This is a genomic window from Actinomadura atramentaria DSM 43919 (assembly GCF_000381885.1).
Taxonomy (GTDB): Bacteria; Actinomycetota; Actinomycetes; order Streptosporangiales; family Streptosporangiaceae; genus Spirillospora; species Spirillospora atramentaria.
The window spans coordinates 34,104-52,736 of record NZ_KB907208.1 but is presented as its reverse complement, the minus strand read 5'-3'; the positions used below and the strand labels follow the sequence as shown (position 1 = coordinate 52,736).

17 protein-coding genes are annotated in these 18,633 nt (G+C 75.8%); 8 read left to right on the top strand and 9 right to left on the bottom strand.

All coding sequences use genetic code 11. From position 1 onward, the window contains the following. Positions 1-59: 59 nt before the first annotated feature. The 3 genes from thpR to G339_RS0100250 form a co-directional block, all read right to left on the bottom strand. Entirely contained in the window at positions 60-635 is a 576-nt protein-coding gene (gene thpR, locus G339_RS0100265) for an RNA 2',3'-cyclic phosphodiesterase (RefSeq protein ID WP_019629071.1), read from the bottom strand. Positions 636-712: 77 nt separating this feature from the next. Then, a complete protein-coding gene (locus G339_RS32025; protein ID WP_019629070.1) occupies positions 713-1,957 on the bottom strand; it encodes an MFS transporter in 1,245 nt (414 codons plus the stop codon). Between the two features lie 110 nt (positions 1,958-2,067). Further along, positions 2,068-2,529: a MarR family winged helix-turn-helix transcriptional regulator gene (locus tag G339_RS0100250; RefSeq protein WP_019629068.1), complete on the bottom strand. Its 462-nt coding sequence runs from the start codon at positions 2,527-2,529 to the stop codon at positions 2,068-2,070. Between the two features lie 256 nt (positions 2,530-2,785). Here G339_RS0100250 and G339_RS0100245 point away from each other — a divergent pair, with 256 nt between their 5' ends. Then, complete coding sequence (locus tag G339_RS0100245) at positions 2,786-3,049, top strand: DUF2530 domain-containing protein (RefSeq protein WP_019629067.1); 264 nt, start codon at positions 2,786-2,788, stop codon at positions 3,047-3,049. A gap of 5 nt (positions 3,050-3,054) precedes the next feature. On the opposite strand, the gene G339_RS0100240 is transcribed toward G339_RS0100245, so the two are convergent. From G339_RS0100240 to G339_RS0100225, 4 genes are all read right to left on the bottom strand, one after another. Further along, entirely contained in the window at positions 3,055-5,967 is a 2,913-nt protein-coding gene (locus G339_RS0100240) for a sacsin N-terminal ATP-binding-like domain-containing protein (RefSeq protein ID WP_019629066.1), read from the bottom strand. A gap of 8 nt (positions 5,968-5,975) precedes the next feature. Next, entirely contained in the window at positions 5,976-6,764 is a 789-nt protein-coding gene (locus G339_RS0100235; RefSeq protein ID WP_026341003.1) for a DUF3027 domain-containing protein, read from the bottom strand. A 59-nt stretch (positions 6,765-6,823) separates the two neighbouring features. Beyond that, entirely contained in the window at positions 6,824-7,219 is a 396-nt protein-coding gene (locus G339_RS0100230) for a cold-shock protein (RefSeq protein WP_026341002.1), read from the bottom strand. A gap of 146 nt (positions 7,220-7,365) precedes the next feature. After that, on the bottom strand, positions 7,366-8,007 hold the full coding sequence (locus G339_RS0100225; RefSeq protein ID WP_019629063.1) for an HAD family hydrolase: 642 nt from the start codon (positions 8,005-8,007) through the stop codon (positions 7,366-7,368). A gap of 462 nt (positions 8,008-8,469) precedes the next feature. Here G339_RS0100225 and G339_RS0100220 point away from each other — a divergent pair, with 462 nt between their 5' ends. The 5 genes from G339_RS0100220 to G339_RS0100200 all read left to right on the top strand — a co-directional run bounded on the left by G339_RS0100220 (position 8,470) and on the right by G339_RS0100200 (position 14,768). Continuing rightward, the gene (locus G339_RS0100220) at positions 8,470-9,087 is read left to right on the top strand and encodes a TetR/AcrR family transcriptional regulator (protein WP_033321998.1); all 618 of its coding nucleotides are present in this window, start codon (positions 8,470-8,472) and stop codon (positions 9,085-9,087) included. Between the two features lie 71 nt (positions 9,088-9,158). Further along, entirely contained in the window at positions 9,159-11,489 is a 2,331-nt protein-coding gene (locus tag G339_RS0100215; protein ID WP_019629061.1) for a helicase-associated domain-containing protein, read from the top strand. A 108-nt stretch (positions 11,490-11,597) separates the two neighbouring features. Further along, positions 11,598-13,253 (top strand): DNA repair helicase XPB, encoded by a 1,656-nt coding sequence (locus G339_RS0100210; protein WP_019629060.1) that lies wholly within the window; start codon positions 11,598-11,600, stop codon positions 13,251-13,253. A gap of 163 nt (positions 13,254-13,416) precedes the next feature. Further along, entirely contained in the window at positions 13,417-14,169 is a 753-nt protein-coding gene (erm, locus tag G339_RS0100205) for a 23S ribosomal RNA methyltransferase Erm (RefSeq protein WP_019629059.1), read from the top strand. Continuing rightward, positions 14,166-14,768 (top strand): YceI family protein, encoded by a 603-nt coding sequence (locus tag G339_RS0100200; protein ID WP_205625460.1) that lies wholly within the window; start codon positions 14,166-14,168, stop codon positions 14,766-14,768. Before erm ends, G339_RS0100200 begins: the two co-directional genes overlap by 4 nt. Positions 14,769-14,937: 169 nt before the next feature. Here the strand turns inward: G339_RS0100200 and G339_RS0100195 are convergent, their stop codons facing one another. After that, positions 14,938-15,675 carry a Clp protease N-terminal domain-containing protein gene (locus G339_RS0100195; RefSeq protein ID WP_026341000.1) on the bottom strand — a complete coding sequence of 246 codons (738 nt, stop codon included), beginning with the start codon at positions 15,673-15,675 and terminating at the stop codon, positions 14,938-14,940. Between the two features lie 3 nt (positions 15,676-15,678). Continuing rightward, complete coding sequence (locus G339_RS0100190) at positions 15,679-16,113, bottom strand: winged helix-turn-helix transcriptional regulator (protein ID WP_026340999.1); 435 nt, start codon at positions 16,111-16,113, stop codon at positions 15,679-15,681. Positions 16,114-16,217: 104 nt separating this feature from the next. Here G339_RS0100190 and G339_RS0100185 point away from each other — a divergent pair, with 104 nt between their 5' ends. Next, positions 16,218-16,856, top strand: coding sequence for an NAD(P)-dependent oxidoreductase (locus G339_RS0100185; RefSeq protein WP_019629055.1), 639 nt, complete (start codon positions 16,218-16,220; stop codon positions 16,854-16,856). A gap of 442 nt (positions 16,857-17,298) precedes the next feature. After that, positions 17,299-18,231 (top strand): NAD-dependent epimerase/dehydratase family protein, encoded by a 933-nt coding sequence (locus tag G339_RS0100180; protein ID WP_026340998.1) that lies wholly within the window; start codon positions 17,299-17,301, stop codon positions 18,229-18,231. The last annotated feature ends 402 nt before the right edge of the window (positions 18,232-18,633 follow it).

The window sequence follows — 18,633 nt, the reverse complement described above, 5'->3', positions numbered from 1 at the left end:
GGCCGCCGGGTCGCGGCGAGCGCGCCGCCGCGCGGCGGCCGGTCGAGGCGGTGGGCCGGTCAGGGGGTCGGGTCGGCGAGGGGGTAGGTCGCCAGGGTCTCGTAGGTGGGGTGCGGGCGGTCGCGGTCGGGCGGGCGGCTGCGGACGAGCTGCAGTCCGGCGGCCGTCCACGGCCCGGCGGCGAAGGTGGCGAGCGGTTCCAGCAGCGGGCGGACGTCCGCCGGGCAGCGCGTGCGCGCGAGCGTCAGGTGCGGGCGGAAGGTCCGGTGCCCCTCGGCGGCCGCCCCGGCGTGCGCGCCCGCGGACGCGGCGGCCGCGGCGAGCCCGGCCAGGGCGCGCCGGTCGCCGTACAGGCCCGTCCACAGGACGCGGGCGTGCTGGCCCCCGGCGGGGAACGCGCCGCCGCCCGCGAGGGTCAGCCGCATCCGCGCGTGGCGGGCGGCGAGGAGTTCCAGGCGGGGCGTCAGCAGGTCGAGCCCGGCGGCGTCGAGCTCCCCGAAGAACGCGACGGTGACGTGGAGCATGTCGCGGCGGACCCAGCGCAGTCCGGGCCACGCGCCGCGCAGCGGCCCGGTGAACCGCTCGACCGCGTCGAGCACGCCGGGCGGCGGGACGAGCGCGGCGAACAGCCTCATTCACGTCTCCGGTCCGGCACAGGGCAAGCCTGGCAGCCGCCGCGCCGCTTGTCCACGGACGGATTCGCGGTCCGGCGTCAGCTTTCGGCGGCGGACGGGCGGACGGCGCGGCGCAGCGCGGGCAGGAGCGTTCCCTTCGGCGACATGACGAGCGCGACGACGGCCGTCGCGGTGAGCGTGACCGCGCCGCCGAGCACGATGCTCAGCCGCGCCCCGAAGTGCTCGGCCATCCACCCGACCGTGGGCGCGCCGAGCGGGTTCGTCCCCATGAACACGAACATGTAGAGGCCCATGACGCGGCCGCGCATCTCCGGCGCGACGCCGAGCTGCATGCTGGCGTTCGCCGAGGTCGTGAACGTCATCAGCGCGATGCCGGTCGGGACGAGCAGTACCAGGAACGCCCAGTACGCGGGCATGACGCCGGTGACCGTCTCCAGCGCGCCGAACAGCAGCGCCGCGCCGAGCAGCAGCCGCAGCCGGGGCCGCGTGGTGCGGCGGGCGGACAGCAGCGCGCCGGTGAGCGCGCCGACCGCGAGCATGCTCGACGCGAGGCCGAACGACGACGCCCCGGTGTGGAACACGTCGCGGGCGACGAGCGCGATGGTGATCTGGAAGTTCATGCCGAACGTGGCGACGAACCCGACGAGCACGAGCACCATCAGCAGGTCCCGGCGGCCCCGGACGTACCGCAGGCCCTCCCGGAGCTGCCCCTTGGCGCGCGGGACGGGCTCGGAGACGTTCAGCTCGCCCGTCCGCATCCGCGCGAGCCCGACCAGCACGGCCGCGAACGAGGCGGCGTTCACCAGGAAGACCGGCCCGGTGCCGATCCACGCGATGAGCACGCCCGCGACGGCGGGCCCGAGCAGCCGCGCGCCGTTGAACGTGGCGCTGTTGAGCGCGACGGCGTTCTGGAGGTCGTCGCGGCCGACCATCTCGACGACGAACGCCTGCCGGACGGGGTTGTCGATGACGGTCGCGAGCCCCAGCCCGAACGCGAGCACGTAGACGTGCCACACCTGCGCGGTCCCCGTGACGCTGAGCAGCCCGAGGGTGAGCGCGAGGACGCCCATCGACACCTGCGTGATCATCAGCAGCCGCCGCTTGGGGTAGCGGTCGGCGATGACGCCGCCCCACAGGCCGAACAGCAGCAGCGGGAGGAACTGGAGCGCGGTGGTGATGCCGAGCGCCGTGCCGCCGGACGCGCCGGCGAGTTCGAGGACGAGCCAGTCCTGCGCGACGCGCTGCATCCACGTGCCGGTGTTCGACACGACCTGCCCGGCGGCGTACCGCCGGTAGTTCGGGACGCGCAGCGAACGGAACATGCCGCCCCGGCGCGCGCCGGGGGCCGCGGCCGAGGGCGGCGACGGTGCCTCGGCGCCGTCGTTGCTCTCGGCCTCGACCTCCGCCGCGATGCCGGCGTCGAGGACGTCGGTCAGGCCCGGCTGATCTTGTCCAGGATCGGGGCGGCCCGGCGCAGCACCTCCTGCTCCGCCGGAGGCAGCTCCGCGATGCGCTGGCCGAGCCACGCCTCCTTGCGGCGGCGCTCCGCCGCGAGATGGTCCCGGCCCGCCTCGGTCGGGCTGATCACCACCTGGCGGCCGTCGGTCGGGTGCGGGGCGCGCCGCACCAGCCCCCGGTCCTCCAGGTGGGCGATGACCCGGGTCATCGAGGGGGGCTGCACCTTCTCGTGCTGGGCCAGCTCCCCCGGCGTCATCGAGCCGTGCCGCTCGATGGCCGCGAGCGCGGCGAACTGGGTGACCGAGAGGCGGCCGTCCTCCTCGCCGGGGCTGGACAGGCGCAGGTGCCGCAGTCGTCGGGACAGCCGCGCGATCGAGATGCGCAGCTCCTCGGCCAGAGCCGGGGCCGCCGGGCGGCCTCTGGTCGGTGGGGTCATGGTCGTTCGCAGAAGTCATTGCCTTTGCTAACGATATCCGGCGGATGGATATTCCGCCAGATCGCCGGCACGGCGCTGAACTCCCTCCCTCTCTTCGCTCGACGGCTTCCATCGTGCCACGCACCCGTCCTGACATGGCTTTTCGGTGCGCCGCGAACGGCGCGCGGCCCGGCGGCGGACCGGGCGTCCGCGCCGGGTAGCGTGGAGCCGCCCGCGGGAGCGCCGGGCGACGGGACGAGCGAGTCGGGGGCAGCGGATGGTCGAGCCGCGGACGGACAAGGCGCGGCTGCCGGACCCGCCGCCGCTGCGCACCAACGACGTCGCGGTCGCGGCGGCCGGGACCGCCGCGTGGGCGGTCGCGCTGGTCGTGCTGCTGGTCGTCGGCCTGCCGGACGGCGAGCGCTGGTGGCTGTGGACGTGCGTCGCCGGCATGGCCAGCGGCGTCTTCGCGATGTTCTACATCCCGCGCCTGCACCGGGGACGCGTGCGCCAGGTCGAGCGCGGATCGCGCGAGCCGTAGCCCGGTCAGTCCTCCAGGTCGGCCTCGGTGAGCAGCTGCGGCAGCGCGGCCGGGTCGCGCAGCACCGCCGCCGCGAGCAGACGGTCGTGCCAGCGGCCGGTGATCCACGCGAGCGCGCGGGCCAAGCCTTCGGGCGTCGCCGCGTGCGGGACGTCGCCGTCCGCCCACCACGCGAGTTCACGGCCGTCCACGACCAGCGGGTCGTGCGCGACGTACTCGGCGGGCGCGTCCGGCAGCACGGCGCGCGCCGCGTCCGGCACCGGGCGGCGCTCCCCCGCCGACTCGACCGCGCCGTCCACCTCGTCGCTCGCCAGCGGCAGGTCGAGCGCGGCGGCGAGCGCCGGGGCGTCCGCCGGGACCGGGACGACGAGCGGCTGACCGGTCAGCAGCGGCAGCAGGTCGGGCCGGTCCAGGACGAGCGCGTCGGCGGCGTCCACGACCTCGACCGCGCCGTCCACCAGCGCGCGGACCCGGTCGGGCGGCTCGACGTCCAGGCCGGGGACGCGCGCCAGCTCGGTCCACAGCGCGCCGAGCGCGGCGCGGTCCACGACGCGGGACGGGTCCGCGAGGCGGTCCAGCAGCTCGTCCGCGCCGCCCGGCTCGGCCAGCAGCGCCGCCAGCGACGTGCGGACGCCGAGCGCCAGCAGGAACTCCTCGTCCAGCCCGCCCGGCGCCTCGTCGTACAGCCCGGCGAGCAGCGGGTCCGCGCCGGGCGCGCGGAACCCGCCGGGGCGGCGGCCGTCCAGCACGGGCGCGCCCCGCAGCCACCACGCGGTGTACGACGGGACGTCCACCCGGCGGCCCGCCCGGACGGCCCGCACCGGCTCGACGACGACCGCGCGCCACGGCGGCGCCGCCAGCAGCCGCAGCGCGGCGGGCCAGTCGGCCACCAGCTCCAGGTCGCGGACCGCCGCGAACTCCGGCACGAGCGGCGGCAGCGCGTCGTCGCCGAGCAGGTCGAGCACGGCGCCCGCCCAGCGGTCCTCGTCGTCCAGGTCGAACCCGGCGTCGCCGTCCGCGACGCCCACGAGGTCGACGTCCTCGGCGCGGACGACGGCGAAGCCCGAAAGCACGCCGCACGCGGCCAGCGCGTCCGCGCCGAACCGGTCCAGCAGGTCGTCCGCGACGATCCCGAACGGCGCGTCGTCGGCCATGATCCCGCGCAGCGGGCTGTCGGGCAGCAGCAGCTCCCCGGCCGGGTACGGCTCGCCGTCCGCGCCGTCGAGCGCGAGGTCCGCGAGCCATTCCTCCTCGCCCGGGTCGAGCCGGGCGGCGGCGACGAGCGCGAGCACGGCGTCCGCGACCGCGCGGGGGTCGTCGGCGTCGAACGAGCCCGCGACGGCCCGCCGCACCGCGGCGCCCGTCAGCACCTCGCGCGGTCCGGCCTCGACCGCGCCGAGCCGCAGCAGCAGCGGATGCGCGGCGGCGGGGTGGACGAACCGCAGGTCGAGCACGTCCGCGCCGGGCGGCGGCGCGGGCCCGTCCGCGACGAGCAGACCGCGCGGCCCGCGCACGAGGCGGCCGGACGCGAGCGGCACCGGCAGCGCGCCGAGCGCGTCGGCGGGCGCGCCGGACAGCGCCTCGTACAGCCCGTGCCACCATTCCGGTTCGCGTTCGACGGCGGCGAGGGCGTCCACGACGTCCGCGAGGTCGGTCCGGCGGACGCCGAGCGCGTCGAGCGCGCGGTGCCGCGCGGGCCAGCCCGGCGGCAGCAGGTTCGGGATCACGTCGGCGGCGAGCAGGTCGACGGCCGGGGCGGGCGCGTCCACCACGACGGTGTCGCGACCGCGCAGCCCGCCCGGCAGCAGCGGGACGTCGGGCAGCCGGTCGCGGACGGCGCGGCGGACCGCCGCGTCCAGCTCGCCCGCGCCGATCGGGCCGGGCACCAGGTCGAGCAGCGCGGGCTCCGGCGGGACCGTCCGCAGCAGCTCGACGTAGGCGTCGGCGGCGCGTTCGGCGAGGAACCGGGTCAGCGCGCCGGGCGCGACGCGGCGGCGGTCGGGGCCGAGCGGGAACGTGGCGATGAGCAGGGCGGGCAGGTCGAGCGGTTCGTCGCTCGGCGTCGGCGCGTGCAGGACGGGCGACGTCCCGTCCGGGAGGCCGCCGGCCGGGAGCGCCCAGCGCACCGACCAGCCGGGCCGCCCGCGCTCCTCGACGGGCCGGTCCGCGAGCAGTTCCGGCGGGATCGTGCCGTGCGCCTCGACCACGGTCCACGCGGCGGGGTCCAGGACGACGGTCCGCGCCGCCCCGTCCACCTCGACCTCCACCGATTCCAAGGCGGGCAGCGCGAGAAGCAGCGCGGGGCCGACCGCGGCGAGCTGGCGCGCGACCGCCGCCACGGCCGCGTCGTCGCGCAGCGGCAGCCGGACCAGCGTCGCGAAACCGTCCGGGACGCCGCCCGGCTCGGCCGGGAACGGCAGCCGCAGCAGCGGGACGTGCCCGCCGCGCCGGTCCAGCTCACCGGCCAGCTCGGGGACTCCCGCGACGAGCTCCCGCGATTCGGCGGCCGACCAGCGCACGCCCGCCCCGCCCGACACGATCGACGGCGCGTCGCTCACGGCGGCGACCGCCGCGAAGCCCACGCCGAACCGGCCGACCGACGCCGCGTCGTCGCGCTTGGCCGACGCCCGCAGCGTGGACAGCGCCTCCGCGCCCGCCGCGTCCAGCGGCGCGCCGGTGTTCGCGGCGGTCAGCTCCGCGCCGCGCAGCGCGAGCTGGAGCCGCCCGGGCACGCCCGCGCGGGCCGCCGCGTCGGCGGCGTTCTGCGCCAGCTCCACCACGACGCGGTCGCGGTAGCCGCCGAGGGCGTGGTCTTCCTCGGTGTTGGCGTCCTCGCGGAACCGGGCGGGGGACTCGGTCCAGGCCCGCAGCACGCGGGCGCGCAGCGCGGCCGTGCCGAACGGGTCGTCGGCGGTCACGGGGCGCGTCAGGCGGAGGCGTCGCCGGGCGCGACGATCTCGTAGCCGAGCTCGTCGATGACCGGGGGGCCGTGCTCGGACGCCGCCGGGATCGACACGGCCTCCGAGTGCGCACCGCAGCCGTGGTCGGCGGAGACGACGCGGCCGTCGTCGGGGGCGTACTCGTTGGCGCACACGCCGAACACCTGGCGCAGCGCGCCCGCGATCGGAACGTAGAAACCGCAGGTCGAGCACTGCGCGGGCGCGGACGCCGCGATCGACGCGTGCGGGCCCGCCGGACCGTCGTACCAGCGGGCGGCGGCCTCGTCGCGGCCCTCCAGCGACAGCACGCGGACCCGGCCGAGGCCCAGCTCGTACTGCTCCTGGCGGTCGAGGCGGTCGTCGACCTCGGCGAACCCGGGCGCGAGGCGGACGTCGTCGGGGGCGGTCGGCAGCAGGTCGCCGGGGCCGAGGTCGCCGGGGCGCAGCCGCTCCAGCCACGGCACCCAGGCGGGCGCGAGCAGCGCCTCGTCGCCGGGGAGCAGCACGCACTCGTCCACGGTGACGGCCTTGGCGCGGGCGGCGCGCGCGACCGTCACCGCCCAGTGCCAGCCCCGGTAGGCCGGGTCGAGGCACGCGAACGCGTGCGTGACGACGCGGTCGGCCTCGGCGCGCAGCCCGAGATGCTCCCCCACCTTCGCGGGACGCGCCGTCTCCTCGGCGGCGGCGCGGGCGAGGTCGACGGCGGCGGCGCAGGCCGGGTCGACCGCGGGGGTTCGGGTGCGGCGGGTGGAACTGGACCGAGGTTGTGGGCTCACTCTCCAATTCTCACCCATGGAAGGACGTGGCCGGACACACCGCCCCCGGCTCGCGGGTCTCAGGGGGCGAGGTCGTCGGCCACCGCGCGCAGCACCGTGGCGATCTTCTTCGCCTCCGCGGGGGCCGGGTGCTTGCCGCGCCGGTACGTCTCGGAGATGCCGTCGAGGAGCTTGATGAGGTCCTCGGTGATGACGACCATCTCGTCCGGCTTCTTGCGCCGCTGCTTGGCGATGGTCTTCTCCACCGACGGCAGCGTGTCGAGGACCTGCAGCGACAGCGCCTGCTGCCCGCGGCGGCCCTCCACGACGCCGAACTCGACGCGCTGTCCGGGCTTGAGCGTCTGGACTCCCCCGGGCAGCGCGGAGGAATGCACGAACACCTCACCGCCGTCGTCGCGGGTGAGGAAGCCGAAACCCTTGTCGGCGTCGTACCACTTCACCTTGCCAGTGGGCACGGGAGACCTCGTTAGCTCTCGTCCTGGATCGGCCCTAAAGATTAGCGCCACGCCACGGCTCGGCATAATGCCGCCGGGGTGGGACAGAACGTACCTGGAGGACGCAGGGAAAGCACCCGGATATCGGGTTGCGATGATCTTCCAGGTCAGCGGGGGCGGAACGCGCCGAGCCAGCGCGGGAACGCCAGCAGGTCCGGCAGCACGACGTCCGCGCCGTACGCGGTCAGCTCCTCGGCGCGGAACGCGCCGGTCGCGACGGCGACGGCGGTGACCGACGCGGCGCGGGCCGCGTCCACGTCGCCGGTGTGGTCCCCGACGTAGGCGTGCGCGCGGTGCTCGCGCAGCGCGACGCCCTTCTCCGAGCCGAACAGGCCGCCGACGACGACGTCCACCTCCAGCCCGAGGAACCGCACGGTCCGCTCGGTGTCGGCCTGGTTCTTCCCCGAGACGACCACCACGCGGCCCCCGGCGGCGCGGACCCGCGCGACGGCCTCGCCCGCGCCGGGCATCAGCGCGGTGACCGGGACCGCGACGTCGGCGTACAGCGCGCGGTACCGCGCGGCCATCGCCGCGATCTTCGCGGCGGGGAACCAGTACGCCAGCTCCTCCTCCAGCGGCGGGCCGATCCGCCCGACGACGGCCTCGGTGTCGATGGGGGTGCCGGTCTCGCGCGCCAGCGCGGCGTACACGGCGGCGATGGCGCGGCGCGTGTCCGCGAGCGTCAGGTCCAGGTCGAAGCCGACACAGAGGTCGTCCCCGACGCGACGGGGCAGATCGAGATCGAACACGCGACCCAGGGTAAAGCCCCATCCAGGGGACGGAACCCCCACGAGCCGCCGGGCCTCGACGCGGCGCGGCGCACAAAATCCCGCGTCCCCCCGGTAGTGGCGATGCGACGGGATCCGAGTGGAAGGACGCGGGATTTCGATTCGCGACCGTCGTTTCGGTCACGGCCGGCGGGCCGGGACCGCGGAAACTGCGCTCGCGACAAGTCCCATACCCGGCCTCCCACCCGAAAACCGTATGAGCTGGAAAAACAGCGTCACCAAAAGGGCGCGGCGCGGCAAAGTCCGGCCGAATACCCCTGGCGTGCGGGCACGGCGTGGGCTACGCCACGAACACGGCCGCGCCACCGCCCGGACGCTGCGCGGACGCGCGCCGCGCGCCGATTCGGGCGGCACCTAACGCGCGGCACGACGACGGCGGCCCGCACGCATGCCTTAGTGTTCTTGCGGAGGGAACACACAACCATGACGACTTCTACGCGCGAGCGGATCGTGGCCGAATCGCTCCGCCTGTTCGCCGAGCGCGGCTACGCGGCGACGTCGGTCGCCGAGATCGAGGCCGCCGCGGGCCTGTCACCGGGCGCCGGCGGGCTCTACCGGCACTTCCGGTCCAAGGAGGAGGTGCTGGCCTCCGCCATCCGCGAGCACATCGAGCGCACCCGCAAGCAGGTCACCGACGTGCTGTCGCAGGCGACGGTCTACGAGGACCGCCCGCTGCACGTCCGCCTGAAGATGACGTGCCACGCGGGCCTGGCGAAGATGCGCGAGGAGCAGGACCTCATCCGGGTGCTGTTCCGCGACCTCGACCAGTTCCCGAACCTCGTCGCGGAGATGCGCGAGGGCATCGTGAACCCGCTGTACGACGGCATCGCGTCGTGGCTGGCCGCGCAGCCGGAGTTCGAGGGCGCCGACGAGGACTGGCCCGCCATCGCCTCGATCCTCGGCGGGGCCGTCGTCAACTACTGGCTGGCGAACGAGTCGATGTACGAGCCGCCGACCCGCATCGACGAGAAGCGGTTCGTGGAGAGCTGGGCGCGGCTCGGCATGGGCCTGACGGCGTCGGGGCGCGAGACGGCGTCCTAGAGCGGCGTTCCGGACGCCGCGGCGGGCACCGGCGACCGGTTCGTTCGCCGACGCCGTTACATTGGAGCCGGATGGAGAGCTTCGCGGACTGGCTGCGCGCACGCGACGATGACGCCCTGCGTGCGCTGCTGTCCGCGCGGCCCGAGCTGATCACACCCGTCCCGGCGGACCTCGCGGCGCTCGCCGCCCGCGCCGCGACGCCCGCGGCGGTGTCCCGCGCGCTGGACCGGCTCGACCGCTTCGCCCTCGCGACGCTCGAAGCCGTGCTCGTCCTGCCCGGGACCGAGCTGGCGACGGCGCTGGCGGCCCCGCCGGAGCGGGTGGACGCCGCCCTCGCCGAGCTGCGCGCGCAGGCGCTGGTGTGGGGCGATCCCGGGCCGCGCGCCGCGCCGGGCGTCCGGCAGGCCCTCCCGCACCCGGCCGGGCTCGGCCCGCCCGTCGCGGAGGTCTTCGCCGGGTACTCGGCGGCGCGGCTGGCCGATCTCGTCGCGGACCTCGAAGGCGCGGAGCCGCGCGGCTTCCCCGACGCCGCGCGGCTGACCGCGCGGCTCGCCGAACTGCTCGCCGAGCCCGGCCCGCTGCTGGCCGACGCCGGACCGGAGGCGCGGGACGCGCTGGAGCGGCTGCTGTGGGGCCCGCCGACGGGCCGCGTGTCGGACGCGCGGCGGCCGGTGCGCGTCGAGACGGCCGCGACCCCGATCGAGCGCCTGCTGGCGCGCGGCCTGCTCGCCGCCGAGGACGACCGCACGGTCACGCTGCCCCGCGAGGTCGCGCTGCGGCTGCGCGGCGGCCGCCTGTTCCCCGAGCGGTGCGACGAGCCGCCGCCGCTGCCCGCGCCGAAGGAGCCGCGCCCGGACCGGGTCGTCGGCGCGGCGGCGGGCGAGGCGTTCGGCGCGGTGCGGCTGGTGGAGAAGCTGCTGGAGCGGTGGGGACTGGAGCCGGTGCCGGTGCTGCGCAGCGGCGGGCTCGCCGTCCGCGACCTGCGCGCCGCCGCCGCGTTCCTGGACGTCCCGGAGTGGCGGGCCGCGCTGCTCGCGGAGATCGCCTACGCGGCGGGGCTGCTGACCCGCAGCGGCGACCTCGACGGCGAGTGGGTGCCGACGCCCGCCTACGACCTGTGGCTGCTGCGCGACGTCGCGGGCCGCTGGATCGAGCTGGCGCGCGGCTGGCTGCGCACCGAGCGCGCGCCGGGCCTGGCGGGCGGCCGCGACGACCGGGACCGGGTGATCAACGCGCTGAGCGAGGCGGTGGTGCGCGGCGGGACCGCCGACGTGCGGCGGTCGGTGCTGGCGGTGCTGGCGGCGGCGGAGCCGGGTTCGGCGCCCGACGCCGACGCGGTCCGCGCGCGCCTGGCCTGGCTGCGGCCGCGCCGGGGCGGGGTGTTCCGGGACCGGATGGCCGACTGGACGCTACGGGAGGCCGCCGCGCTCGGCGTGACGGGCTTCGGCGAGCTGTCGCCGTTCGGCCGCGCGCTGCTGGACGGGGGCGATCCCGAGCCGCTGCTGGAGCGGCACCTGCCCGAGCCCGTCGACCGCGTGCTCATCCAGGCGGACCTCACGGCCGTCGCGCCCGGCCCGCTCGTCGCGGAGCTGGCGCGCGAGCTGGCGCTGGCGGCGGACGTCGAGTCCACGGGCGGCGCGACCGTGTACCGGTTCACGCCCGCGTCGGTCCGGCGGGCGCTGGACGCGGGCCGCACCGCCGCCGAGCTGGCCGAACTGCTCGGACGGCATTCCGCGACGCCGCTGCCGCAGCCGCTGGTGTACCTCATCGAGGACGTGGCGCGGCGGCACGGGCAGCTCCGGGTGGGCTCGCTGACGTCGTACGTCCGCACGGACGCCGCCGCGACGCTGGACGAGATCCTGGCGGACCGCCGGTCGGCGGCGCTGCGGCTGTTCCGGCTCGCCCCGACCGTCCTGGCGTCCGCGCTCGGCCGCACCGAGCTGCTGGACGGGCTGCGGTCGCTGGGCCTCGCGCCGGTCGCGGAGACGCCCGGCGGCGACGTGATCGTGACGCGGCCGGACGCGCACCGCGCGGAGCCGCCGCCGACCGCCGAGATCGTCCGGCTGCGGCCGTCCGTCGCGGACTCCGCGATGATCGACGCGGCGGTGCGGGCGCTGCGCGCGGGCGACGAGGCCGCGCGGCACGGCGCGGAGCACGCCCCGGCGGGCGAGCCGCCGCGCTCCCCCGCGATGGCGACGGTGGAGCGGCTGCGCGCGGCCGTCGAGCGCGGCGGCCGGGTGTGGATCGGCTACCTCGACCAGCAGGGCCAGTCGTCGAGCCGGATCGTGGAGCCGGTCCGGGTGGACGGCGGGTTCCTCACCGGCTACGACGCGACCCGCGCGGCCGTCCACCGGTTCGCGCTGCACCGCATCACGGGCGTCGCGGAGCTGGACGAGTCGTAGGGCGGGGAAGAACCGGCCCGGCGCGCGCCGTTGGACATGGAAGGGCCGCGCGCCGGGTAACGTGCGTTCGCCCTCCACCGCACCGATTCCCTGACGAAGGCTGCTCACGTGACCGACGGTCCGCTCATCGTCCAGTCCGACAAGACGCTGCTGCTCGAAGTGGGGCATCCGGCGGCGGGCGCGTGCCGCAAGGACATCGCGCCGTTCGCCGAGCTGGAACGGGCGCCCGAGCACGTCCACACCTACCGGGTGACGCCGCTCGCGCTGTGGAACGCGCGCGCCGCCGGGCACGACGCCGAGCAGGTCGTCGACACGCTGCTGAAGTACTCGCGCTACCCCGTCCCGCACGCGCTGCTGGTGGACGTCGCGGACACGATGGCGCGGTACGGGCGGCTGCGGCTGGAGAAGGACGCCGAGCACGGCCTGGTCCTGCGGTCGTCGGAGCGCGCGGTGCTGGAGGAGGTGCTGCGCGCCAAGAAGGTCAAGGGGATGATCGGGGACCGGGTCGGGGACGACGCGGTGGCCGTCCACCCGAGCGAGCGGGGCGCGCTGAAGCAGGCGCTGCTCAAGCTCGGCTGGCCCGCCGACGACCGCGCCGGGTACGTGGACGGCGAGGCGCACCCGATCGACCTGGCCGAGGACGGCTGGGAGCTGCGCTCGTACCAGCGGGAGGCGGCGGACGCGTTCTGGCACGGCGGCTCGGGCGTCGTGGTGCTGCCGTGCGGGTCGGGCAAGACCGTCGTCGGTGCCGCCGCGATGGCGCGCGCCCGCGCGACGACGCTGATCCTGGTGACGAACACCGTCTCCGCGCACCAGTGGAAGCAGGAGCTGATCAAGCGCACGTCGCTCACCGAGGACGAGATCGGCGAGTACACGGGCGCGAAGAAGGAGATCCGGCCCGTCACGATCGCGACGTACCAGATCATGACGACGCGCCGGAAGGGCGTGTACGCGCACCTGGAGCTGTTCGACGCCCGCGACTGGGGCCTGGTGGTGTACGACGAGGTCCACCTGCTGCCCGCGCCGATCTTCCGGATGACGGCGGACCTCCAGGCGCGCCGCCGGCTCGGCCTGACCGCGACGCTCGTCCGCGAGGACGACCGCGAGGGCGACGTGTTCTCGCTGATCGGCCCGAAGCGCTACGACGCGCCGTGGAAGGACATGGAGGCGCAGGGCTGGATCGCGCCCGCCGACTGCGTCGAGGTCCGCGTGACGCTGACCGACTCCGAGCGGCTGGCGTACGCGACGGCCGAGCCGGAGGAGCGCTACCGGTTCTGCGCGACGACCGACACCAAGACGCGCCTGGTGGAGGCCCTGGTGAAGCGGCACGCGGGCGAGCAGATCCTGGTGATCGGCCAGTACATCGACCAGCTCGACGACCTCGGGGCGCTGCTCGGCGCGCCGGTCATCAAGGGCGAGACGCGGGTGAAGGAGCGCGAGCGGCTGTTCGACGCGTTCCGGTCCGGCGAGCTGAACGTGCTCGTGGTGTCGAAGGTGGCGAACTTCTCGATCGACCTGCCGGAGGCGACCGTCGCCGTGCAGGTGTCGGGCTCGTACGGGTCGCGGCAGGAGGAAGCGCAGCGGCTCGGGCGGCTGCTGCGGCCGAAGGCGTCGGGGAAGGGCGCGCGGTTCTACGCGGTCGTCGCCCGCGACACCCTCGACCAGGACTACGCCGCGCACCGGCAGCGGTTCCTCGCCGAGCAGGGGTACGCGTACCGGATCGTGGACGCCGACGCCGTCCTGTCCGGTGGCGGAGAGCTGTAACGTGGTCCGCGACATGTGTGCGTTCATGATGGTCACGAGGCCCTGGTCCGCCGTGCGGGGCCTTCCCTTCTGATCTGACCGAAAGCTCCGCCGCTCCGAGCGTCCACGCCGGTGCGGCCGTCCCGCGCTGCCCGGCTCCTTCCTCGCTTCGCGGAGCTTTCGCATGCGCACGCATCCTGGCGGCCGGCACGAGCTGGGCCAGAACTTCCTCGTCTCCCCCGAGATCATCGACTCCTGCGACGCGGCCGTCGCCGCGACCACCGGCCCGATCGTGGAGATCGGGCCCGGCGGCGGCGCGCTGACCGTGCCGCTCGCGCGGCTCGGCCGGCCGCTGACCGCCGTCGAGGTCGACCCGCGGCTGGCCGACCGGCTGCGGCGGCGCGTCCCGGCCGCCGACGTCGTGACCGGCGACTTCCTGCGGCACCGGCTGCCGGACGCGCCGCACGTCCTGGTCGGGAACCTGCCGTTCCATCTGACGACGCCGCTGCTGCGGCGCGTCCTGCGGGCGTCCGGGTGGACGTCGGCGGTGCTGCTCGTCCAGTGGGAGGTCGCGCGGCGGCGCGCGGGCGTCGGCGGCGCCTCGCTGATGACGGCCCAGTGGTGGCCCTGGTACGACTTCGCGCTGCTGCGACGCGTCCCGGCGCGCGCGTTCCGGCCCGCGCCGTCGGTGGACGGCGGGCTGCTGACGATGACGCGCCGCGCGCGGCCGCTCGTCGCGGACCGCGCCGCCTACCAGGCATTCGCCAGGGCGGTGTTCACCGGGCGGGGGCGCGGCGTCGCGGAGATCGCCGTCCGCGCCGGGGTGCCGCGCCGCGCGGTCGCGGCATGGCGGCGCGAGTACCGCGTCCCGGCGGCGGCGCTGCCCAAGGACCTCGGCGCCCGGCAGTGGGCGGCGCTGTTCAGGGTGGCCCCGTGAACACCACCCTTGACACGGGCTCCCTGCCGCGCGCGGATCTCGGCAGATTGAACGCCATGAACACCAAGACGGCATCGCCGCTGAAGAACGGGGCCTGGACCCTCGACCCCGCGCACTCGTCGGTCGGCTTCACCGTGCGGCACCTCGGGATCTCCAAGGTGCGCGGCGCGTTCCGGAGCTTCGACGCCTCGCTGACGGTGGACGGGGACGAGATCGCCGTTACCGCCTCGATCGAGACGGCGTCGATCGACACCGGCAACCGCGACCGCGACGCGCACGTGCTCAGCGCCGACCTGCTCGACGCCGTGAAGCGCCCGAGGCTGGAGTTCCGCTCGACGCGCGTCGAGCGGGACGGCGAAACCGGGACGCTCACCGGCGACCTGACGATCGGCGACGTGACCCGGCCCGTGACGCTGGACGTCGAGTTCGGCGGCTTGGTCGAGTTCCCGGGCCTGCCGGGGCGGCACGGCGGCTTCGACGCGACCGGCGAGCTGCGCCGCTCGGACTTCGGCCTCTCGTTCGGCGCGGCCGACGCGATCCTGAGCGACCGCATCAAGCTCCAGCTCGACATCCAGTTCGTGGAGCCGGGCGACGACTAGAACAGGAGGGCGTTCGGGGGATTGTCACCGGACACCGGCACGTGGTCGGGGGCGGTCCGCCCGCAGGAGTCGGCGGCGTGATTCCGAGGGACGCGACGAGTTCCGCGCGACGCGGGGAACTCGTCGTCGTCCTCCCGGAGCGGAGGCCGCAGGCAGCCGGCGGATCGGACTATTCGGCCGTCTTCTCCATCGCGGCGAGGACAGCGGCGACGCCCGCCAGGACGTCCCGCTCCGCCTTCTCCTTGTCGATGCCGAGCTCGGCGAGCACGCCGCCGCCGTTCTCCCACTCCAGGAGCGCCAGCAGCAGGTGCTCGGTGCCGATGTAGTTGTGGCCCAGCCGCAGGGCCTCGCGGAAGGTGAGTTCGAGGACCTTGCGGGCCTGCGCGTCGTAGGGGACGAGTTCGGGCACGTCCTCGACGGCCTCGGGGAGGCGCGCGGTCGCGGCTTGGCGGACGGCGTCCAGCAGGACGCCCTGCGCGACGATAGCCTTCGCCGCGAGCGCGTCCGGCTCGTGCAGCAGGCCGAGCAGCAGGTGCTCGGGCCGGATCTCGGCGTTGCCCGCCGCCCTGGCCTCGTTGAGCGCCGCCATGACGGTGTTGCGCGCCCGCTGCGTGAAACGGGAGAAGCCCTGCGACGGGTCGAGGTCGGCGGCCGCCTTCTGGACGAACCGCTTCTGCGCGGCCTGCTTGGTCACGCCCATGCTCTTGCCGATGTCGGTCCAGGACGCGCCGGAGCGCCGCGCCTGGTCGACGAAGTGCCCGATCAGGTGATCGGCCACCTCGCCCAGGTGCTCGGCGGCGACGACCGCGCTGGTGAGCTGGTCCAGGGCGTCGTCGTGGACTTTCTTGATCGTGTCGATCAGCTCGTCGAGGCGGATGGACGCCTTCACGGGTTCGGTTTCAGACATGCGTCAACCATAAGTTGACGACCGGGCATCGTCAACCACGAGTTGACGATCTTCGTCGTAGGACTCCCGCGCGCCGATCACCTCGGGCAGGTGCTCCGCGGACCAGGAGCAGCACGCGTCCATCGGCCCGATCAGCGACCGGCCCAGCGCCGTCAGCTCGTACTCGACGGCCCGCGTCCCGCCGAACGGCTCCGGCCGCCCGTCCCCGCCCTCGGCCAGGACGGTCCGGGCGAGCAGCCCGTCGCGCTCCATCGAGCGCAGCGACTCGGTGAGGACCTTCGGCGTGATGCCGCGCAGCGGGACCTGCAGCTCGGAGAACCGGCGCGGCCCCGACTCCAGGCACCGGATGATCTTCGGAACCCATTTCCCGCCGATGCGGAACGGCGGCCGCCCGGGAGCGCACTCGGGGAACATGTCGGCTTCGAGGGGCTTTCTCACCCCGGCGAGCCTACGGAACTATCGTTGCGGGAACCACGGACGCGGCGGTTAGCGTCCCGCGCACCGGCCGGTCGGCGTGACCGGCCCGTGCGAAGGGAACCCCCATGAGCCGGATCGCGATCTTCGGAGCGGGCGGGCGCGCCGGGCGGCGCGCCGTCTTGGAGGCCGCCGCGCGCGGCCACCGCGTCACCGCCGTCGTGCGGAACCCGGACGCCCACCGGGACCTGGCCGGCGCGGACGTCGCCGTGGTCGCCGGGGACGTGACATCCGCCGCCGACGTCGCCGCGGCCGCCGCCGGGCATGACGCGGCGATCACCACGGCCGCGCGGCTGGACGTTCCGGCCGTCGAATTCTTCCCGGCGGCCGCCCGCGCGCTGCTGGACGGCCTCGCGCGCGCCGGGACGGCCCGGCTCGTCCTCACCGGGATCGGGACGACGCTGGAGACGTCCCCCGGCGTGCCCCTCCACGACACGCCGGGCTTTCCCGAGGACGCCCGCGCGTTCTCCCTCGGCCACTCCGCCGAACTGGACGTCCTGCGCGCGGCGGACACGTCCGTGGACTGGCTCGTCCTCGCTCCCCCGCCCGTCGTGCTGAACGACGGCGAGCGAACCGGCCGCCACCGCATCGGCGGCACGGCGCTGATCCCGGCGGACGCGTTCTCCTACGCCGACCTCGCGGCCGCCCTCGTGGACGAGGCCGCACAACCGAAACACCACCGGACGCTGGCGGCCGTGGCGTACTGATCCGAGCCGAGCCCGGTCGGCGGCGATCCGCGCGCTCGCGTACGGACCCGGCGCAAGCCCAGTCGGAAGCAATTCCGACACCGGCGGACGCCCGCCGATCCACACCAAGCCCGGTCGCGACGGCCCGCGCGCTCGCGTACGGACTCGACGCAAACCCGATCGGAAACAACCCCAACACTGGTGGCCGTCTGCCGATCCGAGCCGAGCCCGGTCGGCGGCGATCCGCGCGCTCGCGTACGGACCCGGCGCAAGCCCAGTCGGAAGCAATTCCGACACCGGCGGACGCCCGCCGATCCGCACCGAGCCCGGCGGCGATCCGCGCTCGCGTACGGGATCGGCGCGCCGGGCTGGAGGATCCGGTCGCGGCCGTCGCTCGCCGGTTCGGCTTGAGCCCGCTTGACGGTGATATGGCCGTTCGGGGTGGGTCGGTAGGGTTCCGGGGATGAAAGTGGTGGTCACCGGCGCGGCCGGGTTCGTCGGCGGGCACGTCGCGGAGGCGCTGGCGCGCGCCGGGCACGCCGTGCTCGCCGTCGACGCGCCCGCGCGGTCGCTGACGCCGCCGCGCGCCGAGGCCGCGTTCGCCGCGCTCGGCGGCGTCCCGGGCGTGGTGCTCCGGCGGCTCGACCTCGCCGAGGACACCCTCGAACCGCTCGCGGACGCCGACGCGGTCGTCCACCTCGCGGGCCGGCCGGGCGTGCGGACGTCGTGGGGCGCCGGACGCGCGCTCGTCTTCCGCGACAATGTGGAGGCGACCCGGCGGCTGCTGGAGGCTTGCCGAGAGAACCGGCCGAAGGTCATCGTCGCGTCGAGCTCGTCGGTGTACGGGGCCGCGCGCCGCAAGCCGAGCCGGGAGACCGACGCGCTCGCGCCCGCGAGCCCGTACGCCGAGAGCAAGGTCGAGGTCGAACGGCTCGCGGCGAAGGCGGCGGCGGACGGCGTCGGCGTCGCGGTCCTGCGCTACTTCTCGGTGTACGGGCCCCGGCAGCGGCCCGACATGGCGTTCCACCGCTTCATCGAGGCCGCGCTCGACGGCAGGCCGCTGCCGCTGTTCGGCGACGGCCGCCAACTGCGGTCGTTCACGCACGTCCGGGACGTCGTCGCCGCGACGGTCGCCGCCGTAGAACGGGACCTGCCGGTCGGCGCGACCGTCAACGTCGGCGGCGGCGAGCCCGTCGCCGTCCGCGACGCCATCGCGCTGATCGCGGACCTCGCGGGCGTGCCCGCGACCGTCCGCGAGCAGCCGCCCGTCGCAGGCGACGTCCCGCGCACCTGGGCCGACACCGGGCGGGCGGCGGACCTGCTCGGCTGGCGGCCGACCGTCCCGCTCGGCGCCGGGCTCGCCGAGCAGATCGCCTGGCACCGGAGCGAACGATGACCGACGCCCCCGACACCACGCCGCCCGCAACCACGCGACCCGACACAGCACAGCCCGCCACCGCGCCGCCCAACATGGCACGGCCTGCCACCGCGCGACCCGACACCGCGCCGCCTGCCACCGCGCGACTCGACACCGCGCCGTCCGCCGCTGCGCGCCCCAACACGGCGCAGGCCGTTCCCGCACCGCCCGGCACGGCACGACCTGGCGCCGCGCGCCCCAGTACCACGCCGCCTGGCGCCGCGCGCCCTGGCACCGCGCCATCCGCCGCTGCGCGACCCGACACGGCACAGCCCGTTCCCGCGCCGCCCGACACGGACGCCGCGCGACCTGACACGGCACAGGCCGACGCCGCGCCGCCCAACACCGCGCCGCGCGGCGCGGCACGACCTGACACCGCGC

Bases quoted from the DNA above. Each gene is read 5' to 3' on its own strand.
- thpR (WP_019629071.1), bottom strand. From the start codon at position 635: ATGAGGCTGTTCGCCGCGCTCGTCCCGCCGCCCGGCGTGCTCGACGCG.
- G339_RS32025 (WP_019629070.1), bottom strand. From the start codon at position 1,957: ATGTTCCGTTCGCTGCGCGTCCCGAACTACCGGCGGTACGCCGCCGGG.
- G339_RS0100250 (WP_019629068.1), bottom strand. From the start codon at position 2,529: ATGACCCCACCGACCAGAGGCCGCCCGGCGGCCCCGGCTCTGGCCGAG.
- G339_RS0100245 (WP_019629067.1), top strand. From the start codon at position 2,786: ATGGTCGAGCCGCGGACGGACAAGGCGCGGCTGCCGGACCCGCCGCCG.
- G339_RS0100220 (WP_033321998.1), top strand. From the start codon at position 8,470: ATGACGACTTCTACGCGCGAGCGGATCGTGGCCGAATCGCTCCGCCTG.
- G339_RS0100215 (WP_019629061.1), top strand. From the start codon at position 9,159: ATGGAGAGCTTCGCGGACTGGCTGCGCGCACGCGACGATGACGCCCTG.
- erm (WP_019629059.1), top strand. From the start codon at position 13,417: ATGCGCACGCATCCTGGCGGCCGGCACGAGCTGGGCCAGAACTTCCTC.
- G339_RS0100195 (WP_026341000.1), bottom strand. From the start codon at position 15,675: ATGTCTGAAACCGAACCCGTGAAGGCGTCCATCCGCCTCGACGAGCTG.
- G339_RS0100185 (WP_019629055.1), top strand. From the start codon at position 16,218: ATGAGCCGGATCGCGATCTTCGGAGCGGGCGGGCGCGCCGGGCGGCGC.
- G339_RS0100180 (WP_026340998.1), top strand. From the start codon at position 17,299: ATGAAAGTGGTGGTCACCGGCGCGGCCGGGTTCGTCGGCGGGCACGTC.